The 12617-nt window shown below is 40.9% G+C and carries 7 protein-coding genes and 1 pseudogene; 4 read left to right on the top strand and 4 right to left on the bottom strand.

Features of this window, described 5'->3' with window-relative positions:
• Window positions 1-278 precede the first annotated feature (278 nt).
• Both rppA and rppB read left to right on the top strand, forming a co-directional pair.
• Window positions 279-1013 (top strand): two-component system response regulator RppA, encoded by a 735-nt coding sequence (rppA, locus tag H6G79_RS31565; RefSeq protein WP_190594363.1) that lies wholly within the window; start codon window positions 279-281, stop codon window positions 1011-1013.
• A gap of 5 nt (window positions 1014-1018) precedes the next feature.
• Window positions 1019-2347, top strand: a complete 1329-nt coding sequence (rppB, locus tag H6G79_RS31560; RefSeq protein WP_190594364.1) for a two-component system sensor histidine kinase RppB — start codon at window positions 1019-1021, stop codon at window positions 2345-2347.
• Window positions 2348-2453: 106 nt separating this feature from the next.
• Here the strand turns inward: rppB and H6G79_RS31555 are convergent, their stop codons facing one another.
• The gene (locus H6G79_RS31555; protein ID WP_191049396.1) at window positions 2454-4955 is read right to left on the bottom strand and encodes a calcium-binding protein; all 2502 of its coding nucleotides are present in this window, start codon (window positions 4953-4955) and stop codon (window positions 2454-2456) included.
• A gap of 148 nt (window positions 4956-5103) precedes the next feature.
• Window positions 5104-7389 carry a di-heme oxidoredictase family protein gene (locus H6G79_RS31550; RefSeq protein ID WP_190594366.1) on the bottom strand — a complete coding sequence of 762 codons (2286 nt, stop codon included), beginning with the start codon at window positions 7387-7389 and terminating at the stop codon, window positions 5104-5106.
• A 1278-nt stretch (window positions 7390-8667) separates the two neighbouring features.
• Here H6G79_RS31550 and H6G79_RS31545 point away from each other — a divergent pair.
• Both H6G79_RS31545 and H6G79_RS36410 read left to right on the top strand, forming a co-directional pair.
• Entirely contained in the window at window positions 8668-10524 is a 1857-nt protein-coding gene (locus H6G79_RS31545; RefSeq protein WP_313934707.1) for a chloride channel protein, read from the top strand.
• Between the two features lie 80 nt (window positions 10525-10604).
• On the top strand, window positions 10605-10763 hold the full coding sequence (locus tag H6G79_RS36410; protein WP_396019823.1) for a DUF1206 domain-containing protein: 159 nt from the start codon (window positions 10605-10607) through the stop codon (window positions 10761-10763).
• Window positions 10764-10875: 112 nt separating this feature from the next.
• Here the strand turns inward: H6G79_RS36410 and H6G79_RS31535 are convergent, their stop codons facing one another.
• Both H6G79_RS31535 and H6G79_RS31530 read right to left on the bottom strand, forming a co-directional pair.
• Window positions 10876-11778: a DUF3267 domain-containing protein gene (locus H6G79_RS31535; RefSeq protein ID WP_190594367.1), complete on the bottom strand. Its 903-nt coding sequence runs from the start codon at window positions 11776-11778 to the stop codon at window positions 10876-10878.
• A gap of 91 nt (window positions 11779-11869) precedes the next feature.
• Window positions 11870-12472 (bottom strand): annotated as a pseudogene (locus H6G79_RS31530) (alpha/beta hydrolase family protein); the annotation flags it as partial.
• Between the last annotated feature and the right edge of the window lie 145 nt (window positions 12473-12617).

Here is a 12617-nt window from a genome sequence, read left to right as displayed (position 1 = left end):
TGAAGCACATTTACGATATCTGAACGAAGATTGTACAAGCCGCCTGCGGGAACTGTCTTGGTTATTTACTCAAGCTGTCGAGTAGTCAGTTACCCTTAGTAGTCTGTCACAGCAACTTTGCATAGTGGCAGGCTGAGGGGGCTGGAGAGGGAGGAATTTTCTCCCCCTGCTCGACCTAAACTGCAATTTTGGGTTGGTAAACTACTAGTCTTGGTGCGGAATGATATTATCCGTCTAGAAGCAGAAATTTTCAGCAGCTTTTAGGTACTGTGTTAACTATGCGACTGATATTAGTTGAGGATGAAGCAGATTTAGGTGCAGCTATCAAACAAGTTCTCAGCCATGAGGCGTATGTAGTAGATTGGTTTTTAGATGGGAATGAAGCATGGCAACATCTCGAAAATAGCTCAACTGAGTACACGTTAGCGATTTTTGATTGGATGCTGCCTGGAGTCTCTGGAATAGAGTTGTGTAAATGGTTGCGACAGTGCCAGTCAACTCTACCTGTGTTAATGCTAACGGCTAAAGACCGTATGGAAGAAAAAATTATTGGGTTAGATAGCGGTGCGGATGATTATTTAGTTAAACCTTTTGATATGGCAGAACTACTAGCCAGATTGCGAGCATTGCACAGACGGGCTTCTTACACAGGCATAACATTTACACCCCAAGTCAAACCTCGAATTTTAGAAGTAGGTTATCTGAGGCTTAACTACAACACTCATGAACTGATTCGCCAGTATTTTAACGGAGACACGCAAGTATTAACTTTGACGATTAAGGAATTTCAACTTTTAGAGTTTTTTATGCGACATCCTAACCAAATTATCAACCGTGACCAAATTATTAATCAACTTTGGGAAATTGGTACAGCACCAGTCAGCAATGTCGTAGCAGCGCAAATCCGCTTATTGAGACGTAAATTGGGAGAAGAAGACAGCGAAGCTTTAATAGAAACTATTTATGGTGTAGGCTATCGTCTTAATATTCAGACTACAGAAATAAGTAGTTGATTTACATGAAACGTAATCCTATTTTTTACCAAACTCGGTTGAGATTGGCCGCTTGGTATACCCTAGTGATGGGTAGTATTTTAGGGCTATCTGGTTTCGGAGTATATACTGTGGTTGCCCATAGTTATTATGAAACTATAGATCAGGGATTAAAATCAGTCGCCAAGGCACTTCGTAAAAGTGTTGAACCAGCTTGGCAACAACCTGGACATTTACAGGAACTAGCTAAAGAACTTTCCTTAGAATTATGTATAGCTTCTACAAACTGTTTGCCTCAAAAAACTATTATTAAACAACCAATAGATGAGGTAGGAAATCAGGTTAATTACTATGTGCGCTTATTAGATAGTTCAGAAAAAGTATTTGCCAGCACAGGCATAGAATTTGATAATTTAAAACCTATTATATCATCACAACCTTGGCAAATTATTACTGATGCTTTTGGTACGCGATACCGCCAAATTACTTTACCTTTGTATACTCAAAACCAAATTTCAGGTTATTTACAAGTAGCACGTAGTATTACTGATTTAGAGCAACATCTAGCTTATTTGAGATTAACTTTAATTTTGGGACTGCCAATTTCGATGATTTTTGTGGCTTTGTCTAGTTGGTGGTTGGCAGAAAGGGCAATGCAACCTGTGTATCTTTCCTATCAACAGATGCAACAATTTACTGCTGATGCTGCCCATGAGTTCCGCACACCTTTAGCAGCAATGCACTCTACCATTGAAGCCGCAATCAAGTTACAGCCAGAAGCAAAAGCACATCATGGAACTTTAGATGTCCTCAAACGCCAAAATCATCGCTTATCACAATTAGTTGGTGATTTATTGCTGTTGACAAGGATAGATAAAAAACAAATAGCAGCAGAACATCAACCTTGCTGTTTGAATGATTTAATTAGCGATTTAATTGAAGAGTTAGCATCTTTAGCTGTAGAAAATCACGTCAATCTTTCTGGACAGATGCCAGTGACAAAAAAATTTTATGTCCAGGGAAATGAAGAACAGCTTTATCGTTTAATTTCTAACTTAATTATTAATGCAATTCAGGCAACACCCAGTGGCGGAAAAGTCACTGTTTTTTTAGAAATTAATGAGCTTTACGCCATTATTAAAGTCCAAGATACAGGAATTGGTATTGCCCTCGAACATCAACAACGAATTTTTGATCGGTTCTATCGAGTAGATCGCGATCGCTCTCGTAGTTCTGGTGGTTCTGGTTTGGGTTTAGCCATTGCTTTAGCGATCGCTCAAGCCCACAAAGGCAATATTCACGTTCAAAGTCAACTCGGACTGGGGAGTACATTTACAGTCCGAATTCCTCTGTAATACTCTACCCAATTGATTTTGACAGATTACAGGTGTTCAGATACCCAACTGTCAAAAGTTGGGTATCTATGGGCGATCGTAATTTGTGTTTATTTTGCGACAGTCTTTAAACAATCACAAAATTGCTGACATTCAACGCAGGTGAACTAGACAGTTGTGCAAGTTGCACCTGTCTAAATCCACCAGCATTACCATCTTGGTCAAAGTACAACGCACCAGTAATGTTGTTATAGATGAATCTTTGATCAGTCGTGGTTGCAGAAGTTCCTAAAGTAAACTGACTAATCGACAGCGCCCCAGCTAATAAACCACCACCAAAACCAGCCGCAGATATCCGGATGATGTCATTACTAATACTGAAGTCAGTAATCGTATCAATACCTTCATTAAAACGATTAAAGACAAAGGTATCTGCACCACTACCGCCTGTGATCAGGTCGTTACCTGTGCCACCAATTAAAACATCATTTCCACTACCACCGATTAGGATATCGTTACCAGTACCACCATCGAGAGTGTTATTCCCTAAAGCACCCATTGCCGAAAGATTATCATTACCACTGCCACCATTCAGTACATTAGTGCCACTAGAATTCTGCACAGTTAATGTGTCGTTACCATTGCCTCCATTGAGGATGTTATTTCCAAATGAATTAACAGCAGATAGATAATCATTACCATTGTCACCACTCAGCAGGTTATCACCTGTAGAATCATCCACAATTAATATATCGTGACCATTTCTACCGATAAGGGTATTATTCCCAGATGAATTAACAGCAGACAGATACTCATCAGCGTTATCACCATTTAACAGGTTATTGCCTGTAGAATTATCGACAATTAATGTGTTTCTGCCAGCACCACCATTGAGGGTGTTATTTCCAGACGAACCAACCGCAGACAGATAATCATCACCACTGCCACCATTGAGTAAGTTATCGCCTGTGGAATCATCCACAACTAATATATCGTTACCCGTATCACCATTAAGGGTGTTATTTCCAGACGAACCAACCGCAAACAGATAATCATCATTACTGCCGCCATTGAGTGAGTTATCGCCTGTGGAATCATCTGCAACTAATGTATCGTCACCAGCACCACCATTGAGGGTGTTATTTCCAGACGAACCAACCACAGAAAGATAATCATTACCACTAAAACTATTTAGCAAGTTATCGCCTATGGAATCATCCGCAATTAGCCTATCATCACCAGCACCACCATCTAAGGTGTTATCACCAGAAGCACCAATAGCAGAAAGCGTATCATTTCCTACATCACCTTTTAGCAGATTATTCCCGGTCGAATAGTCAACATTCAATGTATCGTTACCAGCACCGCCACTGATTCGATCGTTACCACCACTACCACCAAAAAGTGCATCATTGCCATTGCTACCAACAATATTATCACTGTAGCTTGTGCCAATAATATTTAGACTTTCGATGTTACTGTAGCGAATCCGATTTGTACCTGCGGTAATTCTGCCACTGTTGTTTGAAGTATTGTATGTGGATGAGATAGGTGCATCAGCATCGCTGTAATCAACAAAAAGATAATCTTCCCCGTCTCCACCATCGACTGTTTGCGTCGCTATAGTGGCAGGACTGGGTTCTTGTGGCACAATGTTGCTCAGATAAAAGGTGTCATCCCCTGCACCACCATAAAGGCTGTTATTTCCGGCTACACGTTCAGCATAAATCTCATCATTGCCATCACCACCTTCCACAAGATTATTACCTGTGGAGGTACTAATATCAATGATGTCATCACCTTCTCCGCCACTGATGGTATTATTCCCAGTTGTAAAGGAAGCTAGTATGACATCATTTCCACCTTCACCAGCGATGTTGTTGTCTCCATCGCTCACATCAATGCTGTCATCTAAACGTGCATTACTAATGGTAATGAAATCATCGAACTCTGTACCAATCAAGCTCAAACGTTCGATGTTGCTGTAACTGACTTGATTGCTTCCGGCTGTGATGGTGCCAGTGTTGGTGGCACTATTGAAGGTTGAAGATATTGCTGCATCAGCATCACTGTAATCAACAAAAAGATAATCTTCCCCGTCTCCACCATCGACTGTTTGCGTCGCTATAGTGGCAGGACTGGGTTCTTGTGGCACAATGTTGCTCAGATAAAAGGTGTCATCCCCTGCACCACCATAAAGGCTGTTATTTCCGGCTACACGTTCAGCATAAATCTCATCATTGCCATCACCACCTTCCACAAGATTATTACCTGTGGAGGTACTAATATCAATTATGTCATCACCTGCTCCACCACTAATAAGGTTATTGCCTTCAGAAAATAGAGCTAGTAGAGTGTCATTATCATCACCCCCTTCTAAAAGGTTATTTCCAGAAGAACGGGTAATATCTAAAAAATCATCTCCTGTTCCACCTCTGAGGATACTGTTTCCTGTGGAACTGACAAAACCAGTGGCTGCATTGAGGCTATCATTTCCAGCACCACCATCTAGAATGTCGTTGCCACCATTGCCCAATAAAGTATCATTCCCAGCAAAGCCTCTAATAATATCATCGCCAGCTGTGCCAATGAGGTTATCATTTCCGCTTGTACCATTTATATTCGCCATAACTTTTACCTAAATAAATCGATGATTTACCTGAAAATTCCGTGTAATACAAAAAAGGAGAGGTGAGCATTGCTCATCTCTCCTCTAACTATCAAAATGAACAATGATGAAATTCCTTGAGAGCTAGGAATATTTAGTAGTCGTCAAGTTATAACTCTTTGAGGAATTCAATCATGGCTTGTTGGTCAGCAGGACTCAAAGAACGATAGCGACGAATGACTTCCTTTGCATCACTGCGATGGGTTCTAGAAACTTCGCTATTGTAAGGAGGACAAATCACGTCTGCTGGTGAAGAGCCATAAGAAATGTTGCCAATGGCTCCCCCTAGTGGTGCTGGACATCCTGCTCCAGGGAGGTTGGTAGGTGTCCGACTATCATCGGGGGCTGGTAAATCATGTAACTCAATAGCTGCACGAATAGCGTCATCTAAAGTACGTACAACTAATGGTGCATTGGTAACTTGACTGTTAGTGAATACAGTACCAGCAGGATTGCTGTTAACTGTGAGTCGGCTTAAGTACACACGAGCATCATGTAAGAATGGAGCGCCCATTCTACCCAAGCCCATCAGGGGTGCAGTGCGGAACTCATCACCAAACGCAGCAGCTTGACCATTGGCAAATACGTCGCCAGCTAAGTTACGCGGAATATCAAAGGTAGCAAAGGAACGACCTACAGCAGTACTAGCACCTTGTTCTCTAGAAAGAGTTGGTTGATATGTTCTGTTAACAACTAACGGCTCACGAGGTAAGGAAGCCCAGCGTTCTGCATCAATTTGAGGTACGTTGTGCAGAAGTAGGTCAGAGAAAATAGGAGCCCACTTATAGCTCAAATGTTGAGCAACGATCGCACCATCTCTGGTTGTGGCTGCTGGTGACTGACCGGTTCTTTGAACAGGGATATGGCAGCTGGCACAGCTCACCATAGAATCTGTACGGTTAATAGCATTAGGATCACGACCGTCACCACCTGCGGGAAAGCGGCCTGGAATCATCCGGTTAGAGAAAGCTACTAAATCAATCCCAAAAAGCTCTGCACCGCGCTTAACTTGACCTTCAGGGCCTTGTGGAGAACGAGAACGTGTAGGATTATTCAACACTGCCAATAGTGTGTCACCAAATTCGGGAGGAGCTGTCATCCGCAGAAAGTTCCGTTCGCTGAGTGGCACACTGAGGTGTGATTCTAAGGTGTTGGGGTATGGGTCAACACAACCTGGACGACCAGCGTTGGTAGGAGAGTCTGTTGGTTCATTACGGTTGAGAATACTTGTAAACCCAACTTCCCCTTGCAAACCACCGGCAACAAACTGAAGGATTTCTACACCATTAGCCCGCAACCCAAAGCGTCCTACACCACCGGAAAAGCCTGAACCAGCAGCGATCGTAGTGCCATTTGGGGTAGGAATAGTGTTGGTTTTACCAGTAATACAATCGCCTGTACAAGCAAAGATACCTGCATTGTTGAGAGATGAGGGGATACTTTGACTATCAGAACCTTCATCTTCAAAGCGCCGGATGTCGTTTGTCGGAATAGCTTCCATCAAACCACGACCAATATATGGAGGCCCAGCGAACTCTACAACACCTCTTCGGAAACCTAGAGAGCTAAGTTTTGTTAATGGATCAACATTGGGTAAGTTTGGGTCTTCAGCAATTGTTGGAATGCGCTCAGGCAAACACTCAGGAAGGGAAAAACGAGTGTGTTGAACAAAGCCGCCGAGGCGTGGTGAAAGTCCGCCCCTGGCAACTCCATCAAGAGGATCAAAGATATTCTGTGAGGGATTATAGTCACCGAAGGTTGTAAAGGCGGCTGTCCTTCCAGTGTTATTGATGGCATCAAGGTTATCAGCTGCTCTTCCACCGCCAGTAGCAGGATCAAGGGCTGTAAACTTAAAGTTTGTTGGTGTCGCGCGTCCAGCTCTAGATACGTTAGAAACGTCACGTACAACTCGGCTGTTAGGAGTAGCTTCAGCAGAACTCAAGTGACAACCTAAACACATTTGTTGGTTAGCAATTGGCCCTGCACCTTCTACTGCAAGGTGGGGTGTTGTAAAGAATTGTATTCCTTCTACCAAGGCCTCTTTTTGTGTGCGAGTTGCAGAAGGATAAACCAAGGCATCAAGGTCTTTCAATCCCAGTGGGAAGGCTCCAACCGCACCAAATTTTTGTCGGGGAACACGTTCTGCTGGAGTAAATGCGATTCCTGGTGCTGGTTCTGCTACATCAAATACGTTATTGATTCCATTGCCTAACTCAGTTTGTCTTTGAGCTAATAACGTCGCATCGTCTGGGACATTACTACCAATGGGAGCAGAGGAGAAAATACCTGCCAAACCGACTTCTGGGAAGAGTGCTGCCGAAGATATGGCCAGGGCAAATGAACAGCATACTATTAATAACAAAGTTGGAAGCCTACGCTTACGCGTAAACCTCATGATGTTTCGCTCTCTCATAAGTTTCTAGATTTTCATAGGAAAGTTGTTTGTTACAAGGGTGTCAATCATCAACTAGGTGATGATTTGTACTGCTGCCCTATCAGAAACATACACTATTTCAACATAAATAAAAGATACAGTATGTAACTAGTAAATTCTGCATGTCTTTACTAATAATTTAATAATCGCTTCATATACTCTGGAAAAATTTACTGATAGAGACGTGAATAAAGTTGCCCAAGATAGGATAAGGCAGCAAGATGGAGATTTTACTAAAAGGTATGCGTATTAACCGAGCGTTAACTTATGTTTTTCACTTTTGTTCTAGCGAGCGATGATAACATTAAGCAACTTATAATCTTAAGAGAATATAAATTTAATCGCTTGTAAATTTTTTATTTATTAGATTTTGACATTCTATATTATTCTTTGTCTTTTATGCCATAATTAAGGCTCGCATTAACTAAGTTAAAGGTGATGGCTAGATAATAAGCAATCACCTTTTTTTTCTGAAATGCTGGCTACTAATATTCTGGTTAGCTATCAATATCTGGCGTTGATATTAGCGTCAGACATAATGAGTATTCACCAACTTTCTGGTTAGTTATCCAGAGTTAACGCAAGAACAAACACCTTGTATAGCAATACTTTTAGAGAATGTATATCTGCTGTTGATGCTAGAAAAACTGCTGAACAAATCAGAGATGTTGGTTTAATTAAAAGTACAATTTGTGCCAGCCATAGCTTTATCCTGGCACGACAATTCAATAATATTAAGGTTTTGGCTGTTTATATATACTTGGGCAATTGGAATACTGGGGTCAACTTGTGACACCACCTTTTAGCTAGTAGTCAATTAGTCTGGCATCTCAATCAGTTTTTAATAATATATCTGATTTTTGAGTAGAAAGTTATTTCATTTAAATTTCATTTTTGCAGCAGTTTCATTGACGGATGTTAATAAAAAGTTGCGTTTTTATATGCCTATCTGTAGGCGGAAAATCATTTCATTTAAATTTCATTTTTTGCAGCAGTTGCATTGATAGGTGTTAATAAAATCTTACAGTTTCATATATCTATCTTTCGGCAGAAAAGGATTTCATTTAAATTTCATTTTTGTAGCATGTAAATTGATTGACTTTAATAAAAAGTTGCTGTTTTGTATGTCTATCTTTTGGTAGACAATAATTTCATTTAAATTTCATTTTCTTGGAAGTAGTTCTTGATGAGATACACTGTAAAAAACTTCAGATATTTACAGACTTTCACTGATGACAAGTGATTGCTAGGAATATGTTCGTCAGAGGTAAAATTCTCTGGTTGAGGCTTTCCCGACAAATGCTCCAACCTCGGCGCTTGGCGTTTGCTGAAGCTTGCTTGATTGGTTTAGTTTCGGGTCTAGCGGCAGTTTTGTTAGGACAAGCTGTGGACTGGGCAGGGGCGTGGCGAGTCCATGTTTCTTACTTATGGCCTGCTTATTTGGTGCTACCGGGGATTGGGTTAGTCGGAGGTCTTTTAGCTGGTTGGTTAGTTGAGCGTTTTGCACCGGAAGCATCTGGAAGTGGAATGTCTGAGGTAAAAGCGGTGTTGGCTCGTGTACCGATGCCGTTAAATCTGCGGATTGCTTTGGTCAAGTTGCTTAGTGCTACATTGGTGCTGGGTTCTGGGATGCCGTTGGGACGAGAAGGGCCAACTGTACAGATTGGGGCAGCTTTGGCAAATCAACTGAGTAATTGGGTTCCGACTTCTCCTGAGCATCGCCGTCAACTGATTGCCGCAGGTGCAGGGGCTGGATTAGCGGCTGCTTTTAATGCACCGATCGCTGGTGTATTGTTTGTTGTAGAAGAGTTACTTCAAGATGTGTCAGGTATTACTCTTGGCACAGCTATTTTGGCTTCGTTTATCGCTTCCGTGATTTCTCGCCTTTATGGTAGTCACAGCTTTGATTTGAGTCAGATAAATTTAGTATTTGGGCATACGACTTTCTTTGCTCAGGAAATCCCTTTTTACTTGATTTTGGGTGGATTGGCAGGATTATTAGGGATTTTGTTTAATAAAGGTGTGATTGCTAGTTTGGAGATGAATCAGCGTTTACTACACCTAAGTTTACCTTGGCGAATTGGAATTGTGGGGTTGGTTAGTGGAATTGCGATCGCTTTGTTGCCTGTAACTTTTCGTAATAATGCTGGGCTAAGAGAAATTATATTGATGGGTGATGCTCATTGGTTATTTGCCGCGATCGCTCTTTTAGTCCAGTTTACCCTGATTCTTTTAACTTATGGCTCTGGAGCGCCTGGGGGTTTACTTGTTCCCACTTTAGTTTTAGGCTCGGCTCTTGGTTATTTGGTTGGTACTGCCGAACAAAGTTGCTTGGGGATGAGTGCAGCAACAACCTATGCTCATGTAGGGATGGCGGCATTTTTCAGTGCTGTCTCTAAAGTACCGATTACAGCAGTGATCATTGTGTTTGAGATGACGACAGATTTCAATCTGGTGCTACCTTTGATGATTGTATCTGTAGTTGCCTATTTAGTAGCGGAAAAAATTGATCACAGGTCGCTCTATGACCTTTTACTCGAAAGAAAAGGCATTCACATTCAAAAAGAGCCAACTACCGATGGGCTGTTAGCACAACTCAGCGCCGCAGAGGTCATGCAAAGACGTGTTGAAACTCTCTCTAGCCAGATGAGTATTGATGAAGCAGTGCAAGCATTTTCTCAGTCTCACCATCGCAATTTCCCGATTTTAGATAATGGTAAAGTTGTAAGTATTATCACTCAGAAAGATTTAGTTACCAACGCTTCGCAACAGATAAAGGGAAATACAACTATCAGCGATATCATGACACCAGAGCCAGTGACTGTTAGCCCTACAGCCACACTAGCCTATGTTTTGCATATACTTAATCGTCATAATCTCAGCTGCTTACCTGTAACCGAAGGCAGAAAACTAGTAGGAATTATTACTCGTAGTGATATTATCCGTGTAGAAGCAGAGAGGTTAAGTGGCCAGATTCAAGCGATAGAACCAAAATCAGCGCCTTCTTATGTAGTTTATCAAACTCGCACTCCGGCTACAGGCAAAGGCAGACTACTAGTACCGCTTTCACATCCACAGACAGGGTTCAATTATTAAGATTACAATTCTGGCTTCAACTTCATGGGATACTGGCAGAAGACCTTGTTTTCCTTGACGAATCAGGAGATAACCTATCTTTGGATGGCACTCAAGCTAGAGGATTAGGTGGTGCATTGACATCCTTAGCACAGCAACCCTTTGTCCCTTGGATTTTAGGTATAGTGGCTTTAGGTTTGATTGCTTATGGCATCTATTCCGTCATTGAGGCTCGTTATCGCCATATTACTAATTTATAAATTAGTAAAAAAAGAAGCTATATTCATAGAACTAACTACGGAGACGAAAAATTAAGGGTTTAAACAAGGGTATAAGGGCAAAATAAAGTCAAAAATTATCTAGTTTTTAGCTTTATTTTGCTGGAAAGTTGAAATTTACAACTTTAGTTAAAAAAACTAGTAACAATAACATCGAAAATAGCATTATAAACGCTATCAAATTAAACTCTAAACCAAACCCGTTAGGATTATTCACCCAGCGCAAAATCCAGAAAGCATTATTACCAATAATAAATGAAGGAATTTCTAATATTTTTAAAGTTGGTATTAGTAAAAAACTAGAAATTAGTACTAAAGCCAAAGCCATAAAGGCAATTTTTAATAAAGATTTTAAACCTGAATGCGGTCTAGATTTATCCTTAGCAAAAGGTAGCTCTTGGCGAGTTACACTAGGAGGCGCATAAATCGCCACCCCTTCTTCTCTATCCTCAACTTGAATCAACGCCGGACAACGTAATAACTGTACTGCTATCCAGATATCGCCAACTGCACCCCCTGTATTGAATGCAATTACCCAAATTAACCAGCTTGCTTGGGGAAAAATTGCTAGAAGTAACAAACACGCAACATCAAGGACTATCAATGGTGCTAAACCAATGAAAATAAAAGCATTCCGGCGAAACAAGTCACCTGGTGAAGTGGCGTAAGCAAGGGGTAAGAAATACTTAAATTTAAATCCATAACGTGGCGAACCACCAAAAGCAGCAAACGCTATTCCATGCACCAATTCATGAACAATGATGGTGATAAAAGTAATGGCCAGTAAAATCACAAAAGCAAGAATACCTTGCGAAGCTCCACCTCCAGCACTTTCTACACTAAAAATTACTGCTTGTTCGTGAATGATGCTATAATACCAACTTGCACCTGCTGCTGCCAATATTAACAGCAATAAACCTAAAGTAGTCCAAATCAGTGATACTTCTGGAGTTAAGCGAAATACATAAATTAGCTCATTGCGAGTTGCTATATTCATAATTTATGCTAATTATTAATCCTTGCTTTCCAAATTAATAATATTTAGTGTTTATTTCATCACTCTATAGGTTTATCTAGCTTCAAAATCCTTATTTGAACGCCTCTTGTAGTTGTTCAGATGTCAAAGATTTTATTAAACTTAACGGTAGTGGTTGCTGACTAATTGTATTAACGTAATCTGGACTCAAGTAGGAAAGATAACTTGACTGTTGGGCAACATACGTTTCAAAAAATGGAACACTCAAAGCTTTAACATAACGACGTGCCAAGGCAGGACTTGAACCGATTACCTGTGTAGGAACAGGTATGGTGGCATTTGGTGATTCTGCAATAGTAGAAAAGTGTGTGCCACCATTGATAAGTGCTAAATATTTATTTTGAGTTGTTAGCCAAGTAAAAGGTACAATTTGCTCTGTTAAAGCTGGAGCAACAGTATCAGAGCTACCAGATACAATCATTACCGGAATTTTGATTTGGCTGAGGCTAGCTTGACCAAAAATACTGCTAACGACTGGATCAATAGCAATTGCTGCTTTTATCCTGGGGTCAGATAAGTTGTATTGAGCGTTTGGTAAATTGACCGCCAAACATTGAAGTAGAAGCGAAACATTTAACGTATTTTCCAAGGCTGGGCAGTCAGCTTTCAGTTGCTCAAAATTAATCTTTGCACCTACCAATGCTAATGCCGTATACAGCACCTACGGCTGTTATGAGGTACAGTAGCAGCAACTAGCAAACCAGTTTCTTAAATGTTGAGGATTTATTAAGTCGAGTGCAACTGAGATTAGTTTATCAACCATTTCTGTTGTAGTTGGAGCAAAATTGCGTAAAAAAGAT

Origin of the sequence: Anabaena sp. FACHB-83 (assembly GCF_014697485.1) — a bacterium.
Taxonomy (GTDB): Bacteria; Cyanobacteriota; Cyanobacteriia; order Cyanobacteriales; family Nostocaceae; genus Nostoc_B.
The sequence above is the reverse complement of the archived record's forward strand: the minus strand, read 5'-3'. Positions and strand labels throughout refer to the sequence as shown.